The following is a 22,631-nucleotide window of genomic DNA, read 5'->3' as shown; positions in this document are numbered from 1 at the left end:
GTCTTGCGAAAAGCGTCAGCTCTTAGCAGCTCGAGACGCTTTTCGTATGTAGTCACGTATACAGGATTTCAACGAAAGATGAAATCAGCAAAATGGTAACTAGGATATTGATCGTCCTGAAAATTTTAGCATGTTTGTCTGCCGGGATTTCCTTCTGGATGCAGAGGGAGTCTGTTAGCTTATTTATATAGAAAAGGATGAAGGCTGCAAAAAGGACAAACACGAATAAAATGGAGATCATCGAAGAATCCCTCCTTATCAATCTTTTTATCTTAAATACAATAACAAATATTCAAGGAAAAAGATAGTTTTTTATATGGCATATGATTAGCAAGTTAGAGGAGGAGGGAGAATGTTTTTTTCATCTGCTGAGAAAAAATCCTTTTGGGAATGTGAGATAATGAGCAATTAAAGTGAAGAACGAAAAGCGGAAGGAGTGATTTTACATCCGCTTTATAAGATGTTGTCAGTTGGCAGCACAGCCCAACTGCAGCCAGAGGAAGTAAACATAGTTAGTGGGTCTTCGGAGTAATTCCTTCCTCTATTTACGGAGTTAAACTGTGTTTGTCTATCTTAAGCAAACTCCTTCTCGGCTGGATCGATCTTTTTTAGCGTACCGTCTTCGTCAGTGAACTTTCTGTCGATATTCGAAAAGGATTTTTCGAAGATTTCCATGAAATCGTCGCCATAAATATTCCTGACAATCGCCATGATCTCAATGATATCAGGAAACTTCCCATACAGTTCCTTTAATGGCATCGCACCTGAAAAAACAGCATTTTTATCAGGTTCATAGCTTTCCATCAAAGCGAGTAATATGCTTTCCCCTTCTTCAGTTAGCTGGATATACGTATTCCTTTTGTCGCTTTCCTTTTTGGAAAACTTTAAATAGCCACGTTCTTCAAGTTTCTTTGAAAAGTTGAAGGCAGTGGAAACATGCATCACGCCAAATTTGGCAACATCAGAGATTGAAGCACCATTCAAGTGATAAGCAATCCATAAAATATGATGCTCATTGATATTCAGGTCGAACGGCTTGATCCATTGCTGCCAATCCTTTTCGACAGACTTCCAAAGGGCTTTGCTTAACTGGGCAACTCTCTGGCTAAACATCATAGCTTCTTTCATAGTATAATTGTTATCTCCCATTCTCATATTCACCTACTTTATTGTTTCTATTTTCATTATGCCAATAAAACAAAAATTAATAAAGATATAAATTTACAAAATTTTTTGAATTTGTTATTTTCCCACTAAAGTCTGGCTTAATTATGTAAAAAATTCAGTGGCAAACACAAAAATGGCATTTGCATAATATATTTTTCTTTATGGTAAAGGAAAATCCTTCCCATCGTAAAAATTTTAGTTGGCGGGAAGGATTTCTCCTTTTATTTTTCTTCTGTGTTGGCTGCCAGTTCGGACTCCAAATCAGAAATGGATTCTTCAAGCTCCTTGATATCTTCCTGGAGAGCCTTTTTATTTTCTTCAGTTTCAAGCTTCCACTCCCAAAGAGCGGTTTTTACATCGGTGACAAAAGTCTGGATGGAAGCCTTTCCTTCCTTGGAAGCAGAGGCTACCGTGTTTGTTAATTCGAGAACGGATTCTTTTATATCCTTTAGGGACCCGATATATTCATCCTTATTTGCCTTAAGCGTCCTCCGGGTCTCATAACCAGGCTTTGGCGCGGTGAGCAGCGTAGCGATTCCGGCTGCTGCCCCTCCGACAAGCATTCCCATTAGAACTGATTTTGCTTTCATGTTTTGACCACCTCGTCATTTTTTCTGTATATGTTCGATAAAAAGATGGAAATTCCTCTATTCCTTCTATATTTAATTTCCTATTCTCGGGCAAATAAACGTTTTATGCTTCATAGGCTCAAATTAACAGGCATAAAGATAAATTAGGCACATGTACAGAGGATGGAGAGGAGGGGAGCGGGGATTTTTACTAGTATCGTATTTTTCATCAGTATTGCTTTCTTTTTGGGGGCAGTCCATAATCTCCTTGCGTTGAAGAAACCAGGCATGTATCCTCCGAAGATGCTCGTGCGGAAAAGGGCTGGCACGTTCGCAGGCGGGGGAGCCATTTTCCTATTGCTCGGGATAATCATTTATTCATTCCAGTAATGAAAAAAAGCCCCTTTCCTCAGTATGAGGAAAGGGGCTCTAATGTTTAATGCACTTCTGCAAGTTTAGCTCGTTTAAAGATATTGGTTGCCACTGGATAAAGAATGGCCATGAACACTGTGTTAAATGCAGCTGCAGGGAGAACGACTCCCGCGAAAAGGGCAATGAACGGTCCAGGAAGGCCCACTAGGAAGTAAGCTGATCCAAGGAAAACGATTCCGGATACTATGGTTCCGATTGCCGTCAGGCCAGCTGCAATATATACAGATGACTTGAAGTTTTTCAACGCCAGAAGGACTGCCATGAAGACAAATGCCGTTACAGGCTTGTCGATGATATTTGGAATAAGTCCGCCAGGGAATGTAGTAGTCAGCCCTGAAATCAGACCAGTTACAGCTCCAACCAAGAATACACTTTTCTTATCAGGAAACAGTATGATACCGAGGAACATCATGGTCAGCATCATATCAGGCTTCATTCCAAGGATAAAACCAGGCACTACAGTGTGCAGTACTGCACCCATCCCGACCAACAGTGATAAAGCTACAAGATTCTTCGTATTCAATTCTCATCTCTCCTCTGCTATTCTAGCTAACTATTGCTTCTCCTGCAGTGCTCTCAATGCCTGCAGCGAAAAGCTTGGTATCATTATAACACATATTTTAGTTGAGTAAAGGGATAATATTCTGTTAATTTCTTAGTCTGAAATCATTCATGAATTTCGCCAGTTTTTCGACATGCTCGGTCGGGACGGCATTGTAAATGGAAGCCCTGCAGCCTCCCACAGACCTGTGGCCAGCCAAACCAATAAATCCTGATTTCTCAGCCTCATGGAGGAAGGTGGAGGTCAAGTCTTCATTTTCCAGGGTATAGGTGATATTCATCAATGAACGGCTTTCTTTTTCCGCATGGCCTTTATAGAACCCATCGCTGCTGTCAATCGCATCATAAAGCAACGATGCCTTTTCTTTATTCTGCAATTCAAGCTGTTTGACTCCGCCAATTGATTCGGCCCATTCAAGGACAAGCATCAGGAAATAAACCGACAGAGTGGGTGGGGTGTTATAAAGTGATTTTGAATCAGCATGGACCTGATAATTGAGCATCGAAGGCAAATCTGGCCTGGAACGTTTGAGCAGATCCTTTTGGATGATCACCACGGTGACGCCAGATGGTCCAAGATTTTTCTGCGCACCAGCGTAGATAAGTCCATATGAAGGTACATGAAGAGGACGGCTTAAAATGTCACTCGACATATCCGCAATTAAAGGAACGTTTACCTTTTTAGGCAGGTCATGCCACTGGGTTCCATAAATCGTGTTGTTCGTCGTGATGTGAAGGTAGGAAGAGTCAGGGTGTACATCGATTTCTGTGAAGCTGGGGATTGATTTATAGTTGGAAGATTTAGATGAAGCGATTGCCGCTGCACTCCCGATTTTTTGCGCTTCCTTCAAAGCCTTTTCAGACCATGTGCCAGTCAGGACATAGCCTGCAGCCGATCCTTCTTCAAGAAGATTCATCGGAACCATGGTGAATTGAAGGCTTGCACCGCCCTGGAGGAAAAGTACTTCGTAATCATCCGGGATGTTGAGGAGGCCTCGCAGCAATGACTTTGTCACTTCATTGATTGCTTCGAATTGCTTGCTGCGGTGACTGAGTTCCATGACTCCCATCCCGCTATCCTGGTAATTCATCATTTCTTTTTCCGCCCTCGCCAGCACAGCCTCAGGCAAGGCGGCAGGCCCGGCATTAAAATTCAGTGCACGTTTCAAGATCATCCCTCCGGAAAAATAAAATACAGTGATTCTTTAATGTGTTAAAGTTATTATCATGCTACCAGAAAAAGAAGGGAATTTCTAATATTTTCAGAAAAGTTTAAAAAAATTTCAAGAAGTTCGTTTTGCATTACATATGACGAAAAGAGCAAGATAGCTGTATGGACAGGTTCCCCATTGCTTTCTAGAAAAGGTCTATCGGACAAACGCGAGGGGAGGAAGGCAGAAAGTGTCCGATAGGAAGGCTCTATCGGACAAACGCGAGGGGAGGAAGGCAGAAAGTGTCCGATAGGAAGGCCCTATCGGACAAACACAAAGTGGGTAGCCAGAAAATTGTCCAATATAACAGTTGTTTCTAGCCAACAAAAAAACTCCCGCATGTGCGGAAGTCTAGATTTTACTGTTGATTTCGGCAGCGATTTTCTGGTAATCCTCTGCACTGTACTGATCCTGATGTGTTTTCCAGACAGCCCCGAAACCGTCTCCATTGCCGTAGCGAGGAATCAGATGTATATGGAAGTGGAAGACAGACTGGCCGGCTGCTTCGCCGTTGTTCTGGAGAACATTCAGCCCGATTGGGTCATAGGCAGCCTTAATCGCATTGGCAACTTTTGGAACAGCCTTAAAAACATTCGCTGCTACTTCATCCGTTAATTCATAGACATTTTCCTTATGTACTTTAGGGATGACAAGTGTATGTCCTTTTGTTACCTGGCTGATATCGAGGAATGCCAGTACATTTTCGTCCTCATACACCTTGCTTGAGGGAATGTCGCCATTGATGATCTTGCAAAAAATACAATCACTCATATGTTCCACCCTTTCCATTAATGATGTTTCTGGTATTTTATCACATTTTGCCAATAAACATAAAGAAAGAAAGGACAGGATCCGCATGGAATCCTGTCCCCTGAAGGGAAAAACGATTTACTGTTCATTGACGTTCTCAGCAGGTTTACCTTTGATAAACACCTCATTTGTCAATTCATTTGAATTTACAAAAATGATGGGTTATTCAGTACCTGGTTCAATCGGACCATCCCCTGTCTGCTTTAGTCGGTTTCACAACTTATAAAGCGGGAAGTGATCTGCGACACACACCTCATTTCAAAATGTGGAGTAGTGTTACTGAACGGCTGGGTTTACATTCACGTAGCGCAATGCAACCATCCCCTTGTTTGAACGTTTAAATCAGTGTGCTTATAAATCGAATTTATGTCTTTAACAGACACCTCATTTCGAATTATTGCTTGTTTCCCCTTCAAAAATTATGATGCCCCGATTGCCAGCTTATATGCGAAAAAAGTTCACCTTTTAGTTGAAACTTTTCCTAAATGAGATCCATTTGTTAAAATAACGGTACACGACTACGAACTGGAAGGGCGTTGAACATGTCTTTATTGGAAATTAACCAGGTTACCGGCGGATACACGAGGAATCCGGTCCTGAAAAATGTTAGCTTCACTGTCAATAAAAATGAGATTGTTGGCCTGATTGGCCTGAACGGTGCCGGAAAAAGTACGACGATCAAGCATGTGATTGGTTTGATGGAACCTCATCAGGGTGATATCAGGATCAATGGCAGGACATTCATCGAAGGGAAGGAAGAGTATAGGAAGGAATTCACATTCGTACCTGAAACGCCTATTCTTTACGATGAATTGACGCTTGAAGAACATCTGCGTCTTACTGCAATGGCTTATGGTCTGGAGGAAAAAGAATATGAGCGGCGGATCGATTCTTTATTAAAGGAATTCAGGATGAGTAAAAGGCTGAAGTGGTTCCCGGCTCATTTTTCTAAAGGAATGAAGCAAAAGGTGATGATCATGTGTGCATTCCTTGTACAGCCTTCACTCTATATTGTGGATGAGCCGTTTGTCGGCCTGGATCCGCTCGGAATTCAATCTTTGCTGGATTTGATGGACAAAATGAAGCAGAACGGCGCAGGAATTTTGATGTCGACACATATTCTGGCCACAGCTGAACGATACTGCGATCGTTTTGTGATCCTGCATAATGGAGAAGTGAGGGCACAGGGGACACTTGAGGAGTTGCGGGAACAGTTCAATATGGCCGGTGCCACCCTTGATGACCTGTATATCCAGCTGACAAAGGAAGAAGACTATGTTTAATCCTCAAGACTTATGGAAGGAGCGCTTCGGGACTTTTGCGAAGGAAACCGGGAGCTACCTCCGCTATATCTTTAATGGCCATTTAGTGATTGTCGTCCTGTTTTTACTGGGAACAGCGGCATTCTATTATCAGGAATGGATAAAAACACTGCAGCCTGACTTTCCTGCAGCATGGATCATTGCCGTCATTCTAGCCACAGCCCTTACATACAGTCCTTTCCAGACATTCCTGACTGAAGCGGATAAGATCTTTCTCTTGCCGCTTGAAACAAGGCTGGCTAATTATTTCAGGAAATCGGTCCTATTCAGCCTGAGCCTGCAGTCATATCTTTTGCTGATGGTGCTTGCGGTGCTGATGCCTCTCCACGTAAAAGTGCATGATGCAGACTTTAAGTCGTTTTTTATCCTGCTGGCAGCCGCTATCCTGATCAAGCTGGTCAATCTATTGATCCGCTGGCATGTCCAGCATTATATTGAAACAAGCGTGAAATTGACCGACAGCATCTTCAGATTCTTTATCAACACAGTGCTGGTTTATTTCATTTTCTCCGGAGCACAATTGATTTTTACAGCAGTCCCAGCGCTGATTTTAGTTTTCCTTTATATGTACTTTAAAAAACAGACTGCCGAAAAGGGACTGAAGTGGGAGCAATTGATCGAGGATGAAGAGAGGCGGATGAACGCGTTTTATCGTGTCGCCAATATGTTCACAGATGTTCCGAAGCTTCGTGACCGGACAAGGAGGCGCAAATGGCTCGATTGGCTGGTCAATGTGATTCCTTACCGGCAGGATTTCGCATACAGCCATCTTTATATAAGGACATTCGCAAGAGCCGGTGATTATTTTGGCCTGCTCGTCCGTCTTACCGTAATTGGAGGAGCCGCTCTTTATTTCCTCACCTACGGACCAGGCCAAATTATATTGGCCCTGCTTTTCATGTATTTGACTGGTTTTCAACTCTTGCCGTTATGGAACCATCACCAAAACAAGCTTTGGGTCAGCCTTTATCCTTTACAGGAAGAATTAAGGCGGAAATCCTTTACTAGCCTGCTGCTGGGCATAATGAGTTTTCAGGCAGCCATATTTGCTGGCATCATCCTTATTAAAGGAGATCTGGTATTCGGCGCCATCGCAATGGCTGCTGGAGCCGCCTTTGCGTTGTTCTTTGTCTATTTTTACAGTCTCAACAAGCTTAAATCATGACCATGAATAAAACCTCTTCGTAATGGCTGCTGGCTTTATGGAGAGGTTTTTTTGAAACCAAGCTGTTTCCAATACGTAAATAGTGGTACGAAAAGGAGTGAAAGCTGTGAATGAGTATGAGCTGAAGGCATATGATGAGGTGGCCGCCTGGAAGCGGAAGCTGAATAAACGCTCAGGGATCTTGGCGCGCGCCTCCAAAAAAGCGCAGACAAAAGTGAATCAGCTGATTCCGGAAAAAGTCCATCAAATCCTTACGGAAAGTATTAAAAACATGGTCAAGGCCACACTTGCCGGCTCGAATATAACGACCAAAAAACAGCAGGGTACAGGCTTGACCCTGGCCAGCAAGGATGAATTGCTGAACAAGAAACTCGAAGGATATAAAAGGACGGCAGCCGTTGAAGGGGCAGGCACTGGTGCTGGCGGAATATTGCTTGGGATGGCAGACTTTCCGCTGCTATTATCGATCAAAATGAAATTCCTGTTCGAAGCTGCTTCAATTTATGGCTTTGACACTTCTAAATATGAGGAAAGGCTGTTTATCCTCTATGTATTCCAGCTGGCGTTTTCAAGCGATGCCCAAAGGAAAGAGACTTTGGATGTGCTTGAAAATTGGGAAAGCCGGAAATCGGAACTGCTGGAACTCGATTGGCAGCAATTTCAACAGGAGTATAGGGATTATATCGATTTTACGAAAATGCTGCAGCTGCTGCCGGGGATTGGAGCAGTGGTAGGTGCATATGCGAATTACAATCTGCTGGACCAGCTTGGAGAAACTGCGCAGAATGCCTACCGAATGAGGATCCTGCAAACGCCGCCACAGATGTGAGAGGCTAAAAGTGTGTTCCATCATTTTCGCGAAAAATTAATAGACTGCAGACAATTGAGTTTGTCTGCAGCCTAAATGAGTAAAAGTTTCTTTCTTACGCTAATGTTTCCTGATGGTTATGCTGTTTCTTCGTCTGATAGTTCAATGCCGCTGAGCAAAGCGTTTTTGCGGCGATGAGCATGGCTTTTTCGTCAATATCGAATCTTGGATGGTGGTGGGGATAAGATTCAGCACTTTCTGGTTTTGCTCCTGTGAAAAAGAACGTCCCTTTCACATGCTGCAGATAGTAGGCAAAGTCTTCTCCGCCCATTTGCAGATCACTTTCCTCAATTTTGGTCACTTCCGGCACCTTTGAAGCACAATCGATCAGGAACTCGGTTTCTGCGGCGTGGTTCACGACGGCAGGATAGCCCTTATCATATACATAATCATAGCTGCAATCGGTTGCTAGACATGTTCCGTGAACAACCTTATCGATTTCGCCTGCGATAAAATCGCGGGTGTTTTCATTGAATGTCCTCACTGTGCCAATCAGCCTGGCTTTATCGGCGATGACGTTGAATGCATTTTCTGCCACAAACGAGCCGACGGTCACGACGGCAGAATCGACGGGATCCACACGTCTGCTGACGATTTGCTGCAAGTTTGAAACCAGCTGTGCCCCAGCAACAATCGCATCCTTTGTTTTATGCGGCTGCGCACCATGTCCGCCTTTACCCTGGATGGAAATCTCAAAACGGTCGGCTGCTGCCATGATCGGTCCGATGCGATATTGGACAGTCCCCGTTGGTTCAGTGGCCCAAAGATGGGTGCCGAAAATAACGTCGACTCCCTCAAGGCAGCCGTCTTCAATCATCGTAATGGCTCCGCCTGGTGCATACTCCTCAGCGTGCTGGTGAATCATCACATAAGTTCCGTGAAGATTTTCCCTTGCTTCATGCAATACTTTTGCTAGGACAAGCAATGCCGCTGTATGGCCATCATGTCCGCATGCATGCATGACGCCAGGAACGAGCGATTTATATGGGACATCCTTCTCATCCTGGATCGGAAGGGCGTCGAAATCGGCTCTAAGCGCAACTGTTTTGCCCGGCTTGCCTCCATGGATTTTTGCCACGACACCATTGCCGCCAACATTGGTTCGTACCTCAACCCCAAGTTTTTCATAAAATGCTGCGATATACCTCGCCGTGTTCTCCTCCTGGAAAGACAACTCTGGATGCTGGTGCATAAAGCGGCGAATTTCTACCATTTCCGGATAAAGGTTTTCTAGTTTCCTGAAAAGCTGATCCTGCAATTGGTTCATCCCCTTATGTATAATAGTTTGATAATTTAAATAATTATACCATGATTATAGAATAAAAACATTCTAGAATAACAGCAAAAGAAGCCCCCTAGAGAGGGAGCTTCATATATAAACGGTGCCAGAGGATGGCAGCCAGTATTTTGCGGCTAAATCAGGAACATTGCCACAATTGTCGTTACAACTAGCCCAATGGTGACCGGCAGGAGATTTCGTCTTGCAAGCTCGAATGGATCCACACCGCAAATGGCCGCTGCCGGAATCAGTGCCCATGGAACGAGTGTGCCGCCGCCGACCCAGATAGCGGCAATCTGTCCGAGTGCGGTGAGGGTTGCTGCACCAGCGCCTATGGCAGTCGAGAAAATAGCAGCGACTGATCCAGCAAGCGAGATGCCGGAGAATCCTGAGCCATCCAGACCGGTGATGGCTCCTACAGCCGTGAGTGTGACGGCCCCGACTTCCGCGTTAAGGGGAACGACTGAGGCAAGCGCCACCCCTAAGTCATTGACAATGCCCTGTGACGCCTCAGGCAGGAACTCACCGATGATTTTCAAGAAGCCGGAGTCGCCGAGATAGAAGAATGCGGCAATCGGGATGACAGCCCCAAAAACCTTGAATCCAAACTGGAAGCCCTCGATCAAATAGCTGGTCGTTTTTTCAAGTCCTTTGTTCTTATGCGCTGCGAGAGAGATCAGGAGCAGGATGAAAATTGAGGTCCCGCCAACAAGCGCAGTCGCATCGCCGCCCTGAAGGTCAAGGATGGACATTGCGGCAACATCCGCTGCGAATAATACTGGTATCAGGAGAGCGAAGAATTTCTTTGCACCATCAGTCAGCAAGGTTGGATCGCTCGTTTGCTTTAATTCAACTTCAAGTGAACCGCTGCTTTTCAATTTGCCGCTTTTCATGTCTCTTTTTAACAAGTAGAATGCGGTCACCGTGGTGACAACGCCCATGACAATGACCAGCGGGATACTGGCCTGGACGACCGAACTGACGGGAATGCCGGCAGCATCGGCAGTCAGCTTTGGAGCAGCCTGGATGACAAAATCACCGGACAAGGCAATTCCGTGCCCAAAGAGGTTCATAGCGACCGCTACACCAAGGGCAGGCAGCCCGACTCTTACTGCGACTGGTAAAAGGACTGCCCCCATCAAGGCTACTGCTGGAGATGGCCAGAAAAACCAGGATATGCACATCATGACAATCCCAATCGTCCAATATGCCAGTGCGGGTGTTTTGATCAATTTGGCGAATGGCGATATCATCGCATCGTTGATTCCTGTTACTGTAAGCGTCCTGCTCATCGCCACAATGATGGATATGACGAGAATGGTAGGCAGAAGCTCGGTAATGGCATATATGAAACTATTGAATACACTGCTGACCGAGCCGCTTAACGAGCCAGTCGCGACGATTGCCAATAAAAAGATCCCGATGATCGATACAAGCGTTGTATCTCTTTTCATGACCATGAACCCGATGATCAGGAAGATGAATAAAACATATATCCAATGAAGTGCCGTTAATTCTACAACCATTGAGTATTTCTCCCTTCTGATTGACGTACTGTTTCCGTCTGCGCTGAATAGGCAGATTACCTAATTAAGTACTACAGAATATGATGGAAGCAGAAAGGTGTGAGCAGGATTGGTAAAAAAATTCTCAGTCCCGGGACGGAGGCAGAAAACTCCTTTGGAGGGGAGAAAAAAGCTGTTCCATTCCTTAAAATATGTATAACAAGCAAGTTTACTAGTGAAAAAGATAGGAAATAAAGGGATTTTTTTAGATGAACAAGAATAAGAGAACAGGAAAGCAAGAAAGAAGGGAAAAGTGTTGCGTACTCGATCGGTAAATCAAATAGCAACGGCTGTCGTACTGGCAGGTCTGGGAATCATCCTTTTGCTCGTTAATTTAGGTGTCATTTCCTTGGAAATAAAAGAACTATTTGTCGTCTCTTATCCTTTTTTGTTATTGGTGTATGGACTGGTGGCACTTCTTCAGAAGAAGTTCGGATGGGGATTGTTCATTATAGTTTTTTCATCGCTTCTGGTCATGGACCGTCTTGATGTGATCAGCTTCAACTTCCTCGATGTGTGGAAGCTTTGGCCGCTGTTCCTGATTTATTTTGGTGTAAGCATGCTGACCGGGAAACGGAAGTTTAAAATCATCTACCAAACAGAACTGCCATCAGCAACTAAACTTGGGGATTTTCCCGATACTGAAGGGAATTCCACAAAGAAAATCCGGGGAGCATCAATTGGCAAAGTCACATTCAAAGAGCCGAACTGGGCAGTTGAACCAATGGATCTCTACAATATGGTCGGCGAATACTTCATTGATTTCAGCAAAGGGTTCATACCTGACAAAGAAACACCGATCAGGGTGAAAGGCTGGGTGGGGGAAGTGAAAATGCTCGTTCCAGAGGGGGTTCCGGTAAAAGTCAATGCAGTTGTCGGAGTCGGTGAAGTAAAGCTGTTTGATTATGCTCAGGAACAAATCAAACATGTAATTGCTTATAAATCAGATGATTACGATGAAGCCGTCAGGAAATTGAACATCACGATTGAATTGAAGATCGGTTCTGTCAGAATCGACCGGGTGTAGAGGTGAGGAAAATGACAAGTATCCGATTATGGTTTATCCAGACTTTCTTAATGATGGCGTTCATCACTTCCCTGATTCTCTTCATTGGCCTGCAAATCTTCATTTTCATTGTGCCTGACAGCGGCGTAACGACTTCAATGACCTTTTGGTTATGGCTATACAGCTTCATCATCATGTCAGCTGTGGGATTCTACTTCAGCTTGAGGGGGAGTTACACAATCAAAGGGCGACTCAGCGACATTTTATTATTGATCGCCACCTTGCGCAGAGGGAAATTCACAGAACGGATTATCACCGATGAAAAAGATGAAATCGGCCTGATCTCGGAGGAGCTTAACCAACTGTCTGAGTATCTTCAGGAGCAGGTCCACTCCTTGCAAAAGCTGGCAGAGGAAAAAACAGAACTGTCCAGGACAGCCAAATCAGCGGCAATCATGGAGGAAAGGCAAAGACTTGCGAGGGACTTGCACGATGTGGTCAGCCAGCAGCTGTTTGCGCTCAGCATGATGTCATCCGCTTCACTGCGATGGTTCGATCAGGAACCTGAAAAAGCCAGGCAGCAACTGGAACAGATTTCCGAGATTGCAGGCAAGGCCCAGGGAGAAATGCGTGCGCTCCTGCTGCACCTGAGGCCCGTCCAATTAAGCGGGGAGAGCCTTTGCGAAGGAATCGTTAAGCTTATTCAGGAATTGAAGCAAAAAACCAATCTTGCATTTGAGGCTAGTATCGATGAAATCGAAAATATTTCACAGGCAGCAGAAGAGCATATTTTTCGGATCGTCCAGGAAGCGCTGTCCAACATCCTGCGCCATGCGGATGCCGCGAAAGTGAAAATTATGCTTGCAGAAGAGAATCATACAATCCATCTATATATAGGCGATGATGGGAAGGGTTTCGATATCCATGAAGAAAAGATGGCATCTTACGGCTTGAAAACAATGCGGGAGCGTTGTGAACAAATTGGCGGTACCTATAATATACGGTCAAAAGAAAATGAAGGTACATATATAGAAATCAGGATACCTGCCATGAGGAGGGAATAGTAATGGGGAAAATCAGAGTGGTTGTGGTGGATGATCATGAAATGGTCCGAAAAGGAATCCTTTCCTATTTGGAGACCGAGCCGGGAATCGAGATTGTCGGGGAGGCGGACTGTGGTTTCAAGGCTGTATCACTGGTGAAGGACGTGAAGCCGGATGTCGTCCTCATGGATCTTTTAATGGAGAAAGGAACAGGGATTGAAGCAACGAGGGAAATATTAAGCTTTTATCCTGAATGCAAAATCATCATCATTACAAGCTTTTACGATGATGATCAGGTTTTCCCAGCAATTGAGGCAGGGGCATTCAGTTATATGCTGAAAACAGCGACGGCAGCTGAAGTGATTGCTGCAATTGAAAAAGCAGCCAGGGGAGAAACAGTGATTGAACCTAAGGTAGCCAATAAAATGATGCGAAAGCTGAGGCCGCAAGAGCGAAAGCCCCATGACGAACTGACAGAACGCGAGCTGGATGTCCTGAAATGTATCGGGGAAGGCATGACAAACCAGCAGATCAGCGAAGAATTGTTCATTGGTGTGAAAACAGTAAAGACCCATGTCTCGAACATACTCGGGAAATTGGGTTTATCAGACAGGACGCAGGCTGCTGTTTATGCAAACCGGAACGGATTTATCAAGCTGCCATAAGGAGGGGAGGGTGCCATAGTTGGCATCCTCTTTTATATGTAGGCTGGGAGCCGGCGGGGCTATAAAATAGAAAAAAGGCGTCTCCATCGACAGGATGGGGACGCCAAATTGAGACAATCATTCACCTTCAATATAATATTTTGATACATATGAGGCACTTTCGAAAATATTAGGTTTTGCACCATCAATTCCTGTCTCTGTGCCGCGATTCTTATGTGCATGTGCATATGCCTTGGATTTTTGCCAGTTCTCAAATGAGCTTTCATTTTCCCAGATGGTCAGGATGATGTAGGTATTGGAGCTCAATGGACGCAGAACACGGATGGCGACAAATCCAGGTTCGTTCTCAATCATCCTTGGCCGGTTCAGGAAGCGGTCCTCAAAAAGCGGCCTTCCTTCATCGGTTACCGGGATATTATTAAATACAGCAAAACCTTCCCGGCCAAGTGTGCCGGCAGAATCAATCACTTCATATTTCCTTGGCGAGCTGAATAAGGTTTTCCCTTCCGTCTCATGGACAAGGATGGACGATTCATTGCTGTTCATCAGGACCATGTTCTCGCCCTGGTGTTTCTCTTTTAACTTCAATAGAAAATCCGCTGTACCCGAAGTAATGAATAAATTCATCTTTTCACCTCATTTTAATTAGTGGCTCTGTTGAAGCACGACTTTATTTTTACTCCTGCTGATTGTAGTGGAAGGCGCGTAGACTCTGCGGGCTTAGCTGGTCAGAAGAGACCCCGCAGGAGTAAAGCGACGAGGAGGCTCAGCGCCAGCCCCGAGGAAGAATTGTTTATGAAAAAGACGGCAGTTGGCCTTTTTCATATTCTTCCCGCGGAAAGCGAAGCGCCTGGAACGAAAATCAACAGTTTGGATTAACAGAGCCTTTCTTCCTTCTATTATAATGATTTTCACAGCTTAATCTATTTTCCCTATTCAATTGAATCTAAAAACATGAATTTCGTCTAATTTTCAACAATTTAAAGCGTTTGCTATGAAATAGAAGCGTAAAAACGATATAGTGTAGATAGTTTGTTTTTTTAAAAGATGAAAAGTTCTGTTTTCCGTTTGGAAAATAGGTGTTTTTTATTTCAATCCTTTTATATTACAATGGAATACAGACATTATTGAAAGGTGGACCACACTTAATGAGCAAGATAATCAATGATACATTCTTAAAAGCAGCAAGAGGGGAAAAAACCGACCATGTCCCTGTATGGTATATGAGACAAGCTGGCCGTTCACAGCCTGAATATAGAGAAATCAAAGAAAAATATTCCTTGTTCGAAATCACACATCAGCCTGAACTTTGCGCATATGTCACAAGGCTGCCGGTAGAGCAGTATGGTGTTGATGCTGCCATCCTTTACAAAGATATCATGACTCCGCTTCCAGCTATGGGCGTTGACGTCGAAATCAAATCAGGCATCGGGCCAGTAATCTCGAATCCTATAACATCATTGTCAGATGTGGAGAAATTGGGCACAATCAATCCGGAGTCTGACATCCCGTATGTTCTTGATACTATCAAGCTTCTAACAGAAGAGCAGCTGTCTGTCCCGTTGATCGGTTTTTCCGGAGCGCCGTTCACGCTTGCAAGCTATATGATCGAAGGCGGACCTTCAAAGAACTACAATAAGACAAAGGCGTTCATGTATGCACAGCCGGTAGCATGGTACGCGCTGATGGACAAGCTTGGCGATATGGTGATTACCTATGTCAAATCCCAAATCAAAGCTGGAGCTAAAGCAATCCAGATTTTTGATTCATGGGTAGGCGCATTGAATGTCCAGGATTACCGCATCTTTATCAAACCGGTCATGAACAGGATTTTCTCGGAACTGAAGAACGAGAATGTGCCTTTGATCATGTTTGGTGTTGGCGCAAGCCACCTTGCCATGGAATGGCATGACCTACCGCTTGATGTAGTGGGCCTTGATTGGCGCCTGCAGATCAGCGAAGCCCGTGAGTTAGGCATTAATAAAACGGTCATGGGAAATCTCGACCCTGCGATCCTGCTTGCACCTTGGGATGTAATTGAAGAGAAGGCGAAAGCAATCCTTGATCAGGGTATGGCACAGCCAGGCTACATCTTTAACCTGGGACACGGTGTCTTCCCATCAGTGAACCCTGAAACGCTGAAAAAATTGACTGCATTCATCCATGAATACTCTGCTTCAAAGCTGGGCAGATAGTTTCTATTCTCCATCAGAGCATTAGATTTGGAATATTAGAGCTATTTTTGGCAGAATAAAAGCTTAGAGACTGGAAAAAGAGGTGCAATCATGACGAAGAAGAAGATGGGTTTGCTAGTGATGGCATATGGTACACCCTACAAAGAAGAAGATATTGAACGTTACTATACACATATCCGCCACGGACGCCCGCCGGCACCCGAAATGCTAGAAGATCTAAGAAATCGTTATGAAGCGATTGGCGGCATTTCTCCGCTAGCGAAAATCACTGTGGAACAAGGCGAGAAACTGGAACAGCATCTGAACAGCATCCAGGATGAAATCGAATTCAAGATGTATCTTGGATTGAAGCATATCGAGCCTTTTATCGAAGACGCTGTGAAGAAAATGAATAATGACGGAATTGAAGAGGCGGTCAGCATCGTCCTTGCTCCGCATTTCTCAACCTTCAGTGTAAAATCCTATAATGGCCGTGCAAAGGAAGAGGCTGCCAAACTGGGCGGGCCTGAGATCGTTTCCGTAGAAAGCTGGTATGATGAGCCAAAATTCATCAAGTACTGGTCTGACCGAGTGGCAAAAGCGTTTGCAGAAATGCCTGCAGATGAGAAGGAAAAATCAGTCCTCATCGTTTCTGCCCACAGCCTTCCGGAGAAAATCCTCCAGATGGGCGATCCATATCCTGAACAATTGAAGGAAACAGCTGACTTGATCGCCAAGCAGGCCGGTGTAAAGAATTACGCAGTAGGCTGGCAAAGCGCCGGTAACACACCGGAACCTTGGCTTGGACCGGATGTCCAGGATTTGACGAGAGAGCTGTTTGAGGAGCATGGCTATAAGGCATTCGTTTATGTGCCAGCTGGATTTGTGTCCGAACATCTTGAAGTACTATATGACAATGACTATGAATGCAAGGTCGTGACGGATGAAATCGGGGCCAGCTATTATAGGCCGCCAATGCCGAATGCAGAGCCGGAATTCATTGACGCAATGGCAGATGTCATTTTAAAGAAGCTGTCATCTTCAAGCTAAAACTAGTAAAAGAAGGCGATCTACCGTGACAGATAAGAAAAGAGTTGTAATTATAGGAGGCGGGATCACTGGTCTGGCTGCTGCGTATTATTTGCAAAAGCATGCCAGGGAAAACCAGCTTCCTTTGGATGTAAAGCTGGTGGAAGCCTCCCACCGTGTTGGCGGGAAAATGCAGACTTATGTAAAAGATGGCTTTGTGATCGAAAGAGGGCCTGATTCCTTTCTTGAAAGAAAAGAAAGTGCAGGCCGTCTGGCAAGGGAAGTCGGCTTAGGCGATAAATTAGTCAATAACAGTACGGGTAAATCATACGTGCTCCTGAAAGACAAGCTCCACCCTATACCAGGCGGTGCTGTGATGGGGATCCCCACTCAGATCGGTCCGTTCGTTACGACTGGATTGTTTTCATGGCCGGGCAAATTCCGTGCTGCCGGGGACTTCTTCATGCCGCCTTCCAAGGTAGAGGGAGACCAGTCGCTTGGCGAGTTTTTCCGTCGCAGACTTGGCGATGAAGTAGTCGAGAACTTGATTGAGCCTTTGCTCTCTGGCATTTACGCCGGGGATATTGATAACATGAGTCTATTGTCAACATTCCCGCAGTTTTATCAGACAGAGCAAAAATACGGAAGCCTGATTCTGGGCACAAAAAAATCGACACCTGCTCCTAAAAAGAAACCTGCCGAAGCCGGGCAGGCGAAGAAAAAGGGGATGTTCCTGACCATCACGTCCGGTCTTCAGTCATTTGTTGATGCGATTGAGTCGAAGCTTGAGGCCGGTTCTGTCATCAAGGGAATCCGTGTCGATAAAGTGAGCAAGCAGGAGAATGGGTACCGTTTGAGGCTGAGCAGCGGTGAAACACTGGATGCAGACAGCATCCTTGTGGCTGCACCGCATGAAGCCGCCTTGCATATGTTCGCGGATCATGAACACATCTTCGACCTGTTCCGGGACATGCCTTCAACATCAGTGGCAACAGTGGCCATGGCATTTCCGGAAAGTGTCATAAAAGAAGATATCGATGGCACGGGTTTCGTTGTCTCAAGGAACGGTGATTACACGATCACAGCCTGCACGTGGACCCACAAAAAGTGGCCGCATACGACACCGGAGGGAAAAGTCCTGCTCCGCCTGTATGTCGGCAGACCAGGTGATGAAGCAATTGTCGAGCTGTCGGATGATGAAATCATCAAGATTGCATTGGAAGATTTGAATAAAACAATGGACATTCAGGCGCAGCCAGACTTTGCCGTCGTTTCCCGCTGGAAGGAAGCAATGCCCCAGTATACGGTCGGACATAAGCAAAGAGTGGCCAATCTGAAGAGTGGCCTTGAAAAGGAACTTCCCGGCGTCTTTGTCGGAGGAAGCTCTTTTGAAGGAGTCGGTCTTCCCGACTGCATCGACCAGGGGGAAGCCGCGGTCGAAAAAATCCTTGGATTCTTGCAGCTTAATTAAGAAAAGCGCAAGCGCCTTGGTCAGCCCCGACAAGCGCTGGAGGGCCGACCGGTGAAGTCGTTCTTTGACTTCATTGGGCGGACAGAAGCGACTCGAGGGGCTAGGCGCTGGAGCTAGAGAATTCTCGAAGGCTTTCTTATTAACAAATAAAAAACCCTTTTCTAAGGGTTTTTTATTTTACACACTTGCCATAGTGTAAAAGATGTGATAAATTTATTGGTGACGAAATGACCGTTTTTCTCATTTGGTCATTTTATGGGGGTGTAATCATGGCAATCGACCGGAGACAACAGATTATTGATGCGGCCAACAACTCTTTTTCGCTCTATGGCTATAAGGCGACGACCATCGATCAAGTCGCAAAGCTGGCGAATGTCGGAAAAGGTACGATCTATACTTTTTTCAAAAATAAGGAACAGCTTTTTGATGAAATCATTAATGGCCTGATCAAGGAAATGGGAGAGGTCGCAAATGAGGCTGTTGACCCATCAGATTCTTTTTACGAAAACGTCCACAGAGCATTATATCGACTGCTTGAGTTTCGTAAAAAACATCAACTGACGATCAAGCTTTCCCAGGAAGCAAGGGATATTGGGACACCAGCAGTATTAGAGGTCATGGATAAGCTGGAATCCGCCATTCTCCGCTTCATCAAAGAAAGGGTCATCCAGGCAATCCAAAAGGGTGAGATTAAGGAGTGCGATCCGGAAATCACTTCATTCATCATGATGAAGCTTTACATCGCACTGATTTTTGACTGGGAAAAGAAAAACAAGCCGCTGGAAAAAGCGCAAATATCAGAGCTTTTTGAGTTCTATATTTTCAAAGGATTGTCTCATTAGGAGGGGGTCCTTATTTTCAGCAATTGAATGACCAAATGAACAATATGGTCACTTCACTTCAATAAGGAGGATAATAATGAAAAATAAACTATTCACCCAAGAACTACTTGCCATTTTTCGGAATAAGAAGCTTCTCATTCCAATCATTGCCGTCTTGTTCATTCCGGTTCTGTACAGTGGAATGTTCCTATGGGCATTCTGGGATCCGTATGAGCATCTTTCCGACCTTCCTGTAGCTGTTGTCAACAGCGATTCAGGATCAGAAATTGACGGTGAGAAGCTTGAACTCGGTAATGACCTTGTAGATAAGCTAAGGGAAAGCAACGATTTTGGTTTTGACTTTGTATCGGAGGAAGAAGGGACAAAAGGACTTGAGCAGCAAAAATATTATATGCTCATAAAAATTCCGAAAGGTTTCTCTGAAAATGCAACAACTTTGATGGATGAACATCCAGAAAAGCTCGAACTCGTTTATATTCCTAATGAAAGCTTCAACTTCCTATCTGCTCAGATAGGCGGAACAGCAGCAGAAAAAATCAAGGCTTCCGTATCCGAAAAGGTTTCTGAAACCTATGCGGAAACGATGTTTGACAAAATCAGCGAACTGGCAGATGGACTTGGCCAGGCAAGTGACGGAGCTTCCGAACTGAATGACGGTGCGGTCAAGCTTAAGGATGGAAGCCAGGAGCTTTATGACAATCTATCCGTGCTAGCCAGCAAGTCGATTGACTTCAACCAGGGAATGAACTCAGCTGATTCCGGTGCCAAAGAGTTAGCAAATGGAGCAGGAAAGCTCGCTGGTGGGCTTGGTCAATTGGAGGAAGGGGAAACGAAGCTCGAGGATGCTTCGGGCCAACTTCTGGCAGGCCAGAAAGATTTACAGACAGGAGCTTCACAAGTAAAGGCAGGTTTAGACAAGGCAAACAGCAAGATCCCAGAATTGATTGAGGGTACTAAACAACTTGAACAGGGATCCGAGAATCTCGGCCAAAAAATGACAGCCTGGAAAAATGGGGCTGACAATGCAGCTGGCGGAGCAGCGCAAGTTCATGCCGGTATCCAAGAGCTGCAAAAACAAATGGAGGCAATGGCGCCTGCAATAGCTGCAAATCCTGAAAATAAGGAACTTGCTGGTTCTGTGCAAAAACTAGCCGAAGCGCTTAAAGCACTGGAAGCTGGCAGTGCAAGTGTTGAGAATGGGACAGCACAACTTTCAGACTCAGCAGGTAAACTGGCTGCAGGTTCTGGGGAATTATCAGCTGGCTTGAATAAAGTCATTGCCGGACAGGGCGATCTGCAGCAGGGAATCTCGAAACTGGCAGCAGGCAGCGGGCAAGTGGAAACTGGTGCTATGAAACTGGCAGCCGGCCATGAAGAATTCCATTCGGGTCTTCAGCTGTTCGGTGACAAGCTGAGTGAGGCGAAAGCTGGTTCTGTTGAACTGGCAAATGGAAGTTCCAAGCTCGTTGGCGGAATCGATCAGCTTGCAGCTGGTTCCGCAGCTATGACTGACGGAGCAGACAAACTGGCATCTGGTGCAGGGAAATTGTCTGAAGGAAACTCCAAGGTGGCGGATGGAACCTCCGAACTTGCTGAAAAGCTTAAGGATGGAGCAGAAAAAGCAAAGGTGAATCCAGATGAGGAAACCTACAATATGCTTGCTGCACCAGTAAAACTGGCGAATGAAACATTCAAGTCAGTTCCGAACTATGGAACAGGATTTGCACCATATTTCTTATCTCTTGGGTTATTTGTTGGTGCATTGCTGCTTTCGATCGTATTCCCATTAAGGGAACCGGCTGGAGTCCCTTCAAGCGGTGCAAGCTGGTTCTTCAGTAAATTTGGCATCCTGGCCGGGATTGGCATATTGCAGGCACTTGCAGCCGATGCCATCCTTCTCATGGGGCTGGGACTAGACGTAGAAAGCGTTCCGCTATTCGTGGTCTTCTCCATTATCACAAGCCTGACTTTTATCGCACTGATTCAGTTCCTTGTGACATTGTTAGGGGACCCTGGCCGTTTTGTTGCCATCGTCATCCTGATTTTGCAGCTTACGACAAGCGCAGGAACATTCCCATTGGAATTGATTCCAGGCTTCTTGCAGAAGTTCAACGCGTATTTGCCAATGACTTATTCAGTCCAAGGATTCAAAGCTGTCATCTCAAGCGGGGATTTCAGTTTCATGTGGCAAAATGCAGCAATTTTAGGCGGATATATTTTAGTCCTTGCAGCAGGCACAGCGGTTTATTTCCATTGGATGTTCAAAAGGAAATTTACCGTATTAGCAGAAGAATAAAAAAAGGAAGCCAGCTCTTGAAAGAAAGAGCTGGCTTTTCATTTGCAGTTGATCACTGCGGGAAAGGGATTGTATTACACCCGGAAAACCGGGGAAGGAAAACGAAGTTTAAAACTTTCCTGGATCCATGCAACCATCGCATTTATTTCCATAACATTCGTGCTGCTCATCAATTGTTTCTCCACACTCTACACACTGCTTCTTTGGCAAGTTACGAAAGAACTCTACGACATTATCAATCATGCTGTTCCCTCCAATTGAGTAGTTGTTTTGGTACAGTTATTATATTAATTGTATTGTATTATAACAGAGCGCGAGCCGTCAATCATAATTTTCTGAAAAAATACCTAATGTGAAAAAATGGGCAAAATGGAGTATAGTGAAATTAAAAGCATGATACAAGGAGGCAGATCATTGAAGCTGACAATAATAGGATTCTGGGGAGGATATCCCAAGGCAAATGCAGCGAGTACAGGATATTTGCTGGAACATGAAGGTTTTAAGCTGATGATCGATTTTGGCAGCGGAGTACTGGCAAAAATGCAAAATTATGTACAGCCGGAAGAACTGGATGCATTGGTGCTTTCCCACTATCATCCTGACCATGTTGCTGACATCGGAGTGCTTCAGCATGCACGCCTGATACAGGGGTTTCTGGGCAAGAAATCATCTCAGCTGCCGATTTACGGACATACACAGGACAAGCAGGAGTTTGCGAAGCTTACATATAAAAACATTACAAAAGGGGTTGCTTACAATCCGGCTAAAAAGCTTGAGATCGGGCCTTTCACCATCTCCTTTATCCCTGCAGTCCATCCGGTCCCATGTTATGCAATGCGCATCGAAGCTGGCGGCAATTCCCTGGTGTATACAGCCGATACTTCCTATAAGGAAGAGTTCATTCCATTTGCATCCGGCGCTGATTTATTGCTTTCAGAATGCAACTTCTACGGTAACCAGGATGGCAAGGGCGCAGGGCATATGAACAGCTTAGATAACGGAAAACTCGCTAACCATGCGGGTGTTAAGCAGCTGGTCCTGACACACCTGCCGCATTATGGTGAAATCGACCAGCTCGTGTCCGAGGCTTCAACACTATTTTCCGGTCCGATCACCCTCGCGAGGGAAGGACTTGAACTAACCTTATAAAAGGAGA

General features: G+C 45.1%; 23 protein-coding genes. 13 read left to right on the top strand and 10 right to left on the bottom strand.

What is annotated here, in order from left to right; translation table 11 throughout:
- Positions 1–52: 52 nt before the first annotated feature.
- The 3 genes from ACNAZ4_RS03830 to ACNAZ4_RS03820 form a co-directional block, all read right to left on the bottom strand.
- Positions 53–241, bottom strand: a complete 189-nt coding sequence (locus tag ACNAZ4_RS03830; RefSeq protein WP_415812846.1) for a hypothetical protein — start codon at positions 239–241, stop codon at positions 53–55.
- 332 nt (positions 242–573) lie between these two features.
- A complete protein-coding gene (locus ACNAZ4_RS03825; RefSeq protein WP_415812845.1) occupies positions 574–1,149 on the bottom strand; it encodes an HTH-type transcriptional regulator Hpr in 576 nt (191 codons plus the stop codon).
- Between the two features lie 239 nt (positions 1,150–1,388).
- Positions 1,389–1,757, bottom strand: coding sequence for a YtxH domain-containing protein (locus tag ACNAZ4_RS03820; RefSeq protein WP_415812844.1), 369 nt, complete (start codon positions 1,755–1,757; stop codon positions 1,389–1,391).
- Positions 1,758–1,919: 162 nt separating this feature from the next.
- Here ACNAZ4_RS03820 and ACNAZ4_RS03815 point away from each other — a divergent pair, with 162 nt between their 5' ends.
- On the top strand, positions 1,920–2,126 hold the full coding sequence (locus ACNAZ4_RS03815; protein ID WP_415812843.1) for a hypothetical protein: 207 nt from the start codon (positions 1,920–1,922) through the stop codon (positions 2,124–2,126).
- Between the two features lie 46 nt (positions 2,127–2,172).
- On the opposite strand, the gene ACNAZ4_RS03810 is transcribed toward ACNAZ4_RS03815, so the two are convergent.
- The 3 genes from ACNAZ4_RS03810 to ACNAZ4_RS03800 all read right to left on the bottom strand — a co-directional run bounded on the left by ACNAZ4_RS03810 (position 2,173) and on the right by ACNAZ4_RS03800 (position 4,711).
- Complete coding sequence (locus ACNAZ4_RS03810; RefSeq protein ID WP_415812842.1) at positions 2,173–2,691, bottom strand: tryptophan transporter; 519 nt, start codon at positions 2,689–2,691, stop codon at positions 2,173–2,175.
- A gap of 124 nt (positions 2,692–2,815) precedes the next feature.
- Positions 2,816–3,898, bottom strand: a complete 1,083-nt coding sequence (gene serC / locus ACNAZ4_RS03805) for a 3-phosphoserine/phosphohydroxythreonine transaminase (protein WP_415812841.1) — start codon at positions 3,896–3,898, stop codon at positions 2,816–2,818.
- A gap of 393 nt (positions 3,899–4,291) precedes the next feature.
- Positions 4,292–4,711, bottom strand: coding sequence for an HIT family protein (locus ACNAZ4_RS03800; protein WP_415812840.1), 420 nt, complete (start codon positions 4,709–4,711; stop codon positions 4,292–4,294).
- A 581-nt stretch (positions 4,712–5,292) separates the two neighbouring features.
- On the opposite strand from ACNAZ4_RS03800, the gene ACNAZ4_RS03795 reads away from it, so the two are divergent.
- The 3 genes from ACNAZ4_RS03795 to ACNAZ4_RS03785 all read left to right on the top strand — a co-directional run bounded on the left by ACNAZ4_RS03795 (position 5,293) and on the right by ACNAZ4_RS03785 (position 8,066).
- Complete coding sequence (locus ACNAZ4_RS03795; protein ID WP_415812839.1) at positions 5,293–6,033, top strand: ABC transporter ATP-binding protein; 741 nt, start codon at positions 5,293–5,295, stop codon at positions 6,031–6,033.
- Entirely contained in the window at positions 6,026–7,237 is a 1,212-nt protein-coding gene (locus ACNAZ4_RS03790; protein WP_415812838.1) for an ABC transporter permease, read from the top strand. Before ACNAZ4_RS03795 ends, ACNAZ4_RS03790 begins: the two co-directional genes overlap by 8 nt.
- Positions 7,238–7,343: 106 nt before the next feature.
- Positions 7,344–8,066, top strand: a complete 723-nt coding sequence (locus tag ACNAZ4_RS03785) for an EcsC family protein (RefSeq protein WP_415812837.1) — start codon at positions 7,344–7,346, stop codon at positions 8,064–8,066.
- Between the two features lie 94 nt (positions 8,067–8,160).
- Here ACNAZ4_RS03785 and ACNAZ4_RS03780 read toward each other — a convergent pair whose 3' ends face one another.
- A complete protein-coding gene (locus tag ACNAZ4_RS03780) occupies positions 8,161–9,363 on the bottom strand; it encodes a M20 family metallopeptidase (RefSeq protein WP_415812836.1) in 1,203 nt (400 codons plus the stop codon).
- A gap of 155 nt (positions 9,364–9,518) precedes the next feature.
- Positions 9,519–10,910: a hypothetical protein gene (locus ACNAZ4_RS03775; RefSeq protein WP_415812835.1), complete on the bottom strand. Its 1,392-nt coding sequence runs from the start codon at positions 10,908–10,910 to the stop codon at positions 9,519–9,521.
- A 295-nt stretch (positions 10,911–11,205) separates the two neighbouring features.
- Between ACNAZ4_RS03775 and liaF the strand changes: the two genes are divergently transcribed.
- Genes liaF through ACNAZ4_RS03760 form a run of 3 tightly spaced genes read left to right on the top strand, consistent with a single transcriptional unit; the run spans position 11,206 to position 13,663 of the window.
- Positions 11,206–11,976: a cell wall-active antibiotics response protein LiaF gene (liaF, locus tag ACNAZ4_RS03770; protein WP_415812834.1), complete on the top strand. Its 771-nt coding sequence runs from the start codon at positions 11,206–11,208 to the stop codon at positions 11,974–11,976.
- A gap of 11 nt (positions 11,977–11,987) precedes the next feature.
- Complete coding sequence (locus tag ACNAZ4_RS03765) at positions 11,988–13,019, top strand: sensor histidine kinase (RefSeq protein ID WP_415812833.1); 1,032 nt, start codon at positions 11,988–11,990, stop codon at positions 13,017–13,019.
- A 2-nt stretch (positions 13,020–13,021) separates the two neighbouring features.
- Positions 13,022–13,663 (top strand): response regulator, encoded by a 642-nt coding sequence (locus tag ACNAZ4_RS03760; RefSeq protein ID WP_415812832.1) that lies wholly within the window; start codon positions 13,022–13,024, stop codon positions 13,661–13,663.
- Positions 13,664–13,780: 117 nt separating this feature from the next.
- Here ACNAZ4_RS03760 and ACNAZ4_RS03755 read toward each other — a convergent pair whose 3' ends face one another.
- The gene (locus tag ACNAZ4_RS03755) at positions 13,781–14,290 is read right to left on the bottom strand and encodes an antibiotic biosynthesis monooxygenase family protein (protein ID WP_415812831.1); all 510 of its coding nucleotides are present in this window, start codon (positions 14,288–14,290) and stop codon (positions 13,781–13,783) included.
- A 521-nt stretch (positions 14,291–14,811) separates the two neighbouring features.
- Between ACNAZ4_RS03755 and hemE the strand changes: the two genes are divergently transcribed.
- From hemE to ACNAZ4_RS03730, 5 genes are all read left to right on the top strand, one after another.
- Positions 14,812–15,858 carry a uroporphyrinogen decarboxylase gene (hemE, locus tag ACNAZ4_RS03750; RefSeq protein ID WP_415812830.1) on the top strand — a complete coding sequence of 349 codons (1,047 nt, stop codon included), beginning with the start codon at positions 14,812–14,814 and terminating at the stop codon, positions 15,856–15,858.
- 90 nt (positions 15,859–15,948) lie between these two features.
- A complete protein-coding gene (gene hemH / locus ACNAZ4_RS03745; protein WP_415812829.1) occupies positions 15,949–16,887 on the top strand; it encodes a ferrochelatase in 939 nt (312 codons plus the stop codon).
- Between the two features lie 25 nt (positions 16,888–16,912).
- Positions 16,913–18,337: a protoporphyrinogen oxidase gene (hemY, locus tag ACNAZ4_RS03740; protein WP_415812828.1), complete on the top strand. Its 1,425-nt coding sequence runs from the start codon at positions 16,913–16,915 to the stop codon at positions 18,335–18,337.
- Between the two features lie 269 nt (positions 18,338–18,606).
- Positions 18,607–19,179: a TetR/AcrR family transcriptional regulator gene (locus ACNAZ4_RS03735; protein WP_415812827.1), complete on the top strand. Its 573-nt coding sequence runs from the start codon at positions 18,607–18,609 to the stop codon at positions 19,177–19,179.
- A gap of 76 nt (positions 19,180–19,255) precedes the next feature.
- Complete coding sequence (locus ACNAZ4_RS03730) at positions 19,256–21,475, top strand: YhgE/Pip family protein (protein WP_415812826.1); 2,220 nt, start codon at positions 19,256–19,258, stop codon at positions 21,473–21,475.
- Positions 21,476–21,583: 108 nt separating this feature from the next.
- Here ACNAZ4_RS03730 and yhfH read toward each other — a convergent pair whose 3' ends face one another.
- On the bottom strand, positions 21,584–21,718 hold the full coding sequence (yhfH, locus tag ACNAZ4_RS03725; RefSeq protein WP_415812825.1) for a protein YhfH: 135 nt from the start codon (positions 21,716–21,718) through the stop codon (positions 21,584–21,586).
- A gap of 171 nt (positions 21,719–21,889) precedes the next feature.
- Here yhfH and ACNAZ4_RS03720 point away from each other — a divergent pair, with 171 nt between their 5' ends.
- Positions 21,890–22,624: an MBL fold metallo-hydrolase gene (locus tag ACNAZ4_RS03720; RefSeq protein ID WP_415812824.1), complete on the top strand. Its 735-nt coding sequence runs from the start codon at positions 21,890–21,892 to the stop codon at positions 22,622–22,624.
- The last annotated feature ends 7 nt before the right edge of the window (positions 22,625–22,631 follow it).

It is taken from the genome of Mesobacillus thioparans, from assembly GCF_965138835.1.
GTDB classification, from domain to species: domain Bacteria; phylum Bacillota; class Bacilli; order Bacillales; family Cytobacillaceae; genus Mesobacillus; species Mesobacillus thioparans.
Note: the sequence above shows the minus strand (reverse complement) of the source record. Positions and strands in the feature narration are given on the sequence as shown.

Coding starts and splice junctions, on each gene's coding strand:
- ACNAZ4_RS03830 (WP_415812846.1), bottom strand. CDS start 241: ATGATCTCCATTTTATTCGTGTTTGTCCTTTTTGCAGCCTTCATCCTT.
- ACNAZ4_RS03825 (WP_415812845.1), bottom strand. CDS start 1,149: ATGGGAGATAACAATTATACTATGAAAGAAGCTATGATGTTTAGCCAG.
- ACNAZ4_RS03820 (WP_415812844.1), bottom strand. CDS start 1,757: ATGAAAGCAAAATCAGTTCTAATGGGAATGCTTGTCGGAGGGGCAGCA.
- ACNAZ4_RS03815 (WP_415812843.1), top strand. CDS start 1,920: ATGGAGAGGAGGGGAGCGGGGATTTTTACTAGTATCGTATTTTTCATC.
- ACNAZ4_RS03800 (WP_415812840.1), bottom strand. CDS start 4,711: ATGAGTGATTGTATTTTTTGCAAGATCATCAATGGCGACATTCCCTCA.
- ACNAZ4_RS03795 (WP_415812839.1), top strand. CDS start 5,293: ATGTCTTTATTGGAAATTAACCAGGTTACCGGCGGATACACGAGGAAT.
- ACNAZ4_RS03790 (WP_415812838.1), top strand. CDS start 6,026: ATGTTTAATCCTCAAGACTTATGGAAGGAGCGCTTCGGGACTTTTGCG.
- ACNAZ4_RS03775 (WP_415812835.1), bottom strand. CDS start 10,910: ATGGTTGTAGAATTAACGGCACTTCATTGGATATATGTTTTATTCATC.
- ACNAZ4_RS03765 (WP_415812833.1), top strand. CDS start 11,988: ATGACAAGTATCCGATTATGGTTTATCCAGACTTTCTTAATGATGGCG.
- ACNAZ4_RS03760 (WP_415812832.1), top strand. CDS start 13,022: ATGGGGAAAATCAGAGTGGTTGTGGTGGATGATCATGAAATGGTCCGA.
- ACNAZ4_RS03755 (WP_415812831.1), bottom strand. CDS start 14,290: ATGAATTTATTCATTACTTCGGGTACAGCGGATTTTCTATTGAAGTTA.
- hemE (WP_415812830.1), top strand. CDS start 14,812: ATGAGCAAGATAATCAATGATACATTCTTAAAAGCAGCAAGAGGGGAA.
- hemH (WP_415812829.1), top strand. CDS start 15,949: ATGACGAAGAAGAAGATGGGTTTGCTAGTGATGGCATATGGTACACCC.
- ACNAZ4_RS03735 (WP_415812827.1), top strand. CDS start 18,607: ATGGCAATCGACCGGAGACAACAGATTATTGATGCGGCCAACAACTCT.
- ACNAZ4_RS03730 (WP_415812826.1), top strand. CDS start 19,256: ATGAAAAATAAACTATTCACCCAAGAACTACTTGCCATTTTTCGGAAT.
- yhfH (WP_415812825.1), bottom strand. CDS start 21,718: ATGATTGATAATGTCGTAGAGTTCTTTCGTAACTTGCCAAAGAAGCAG.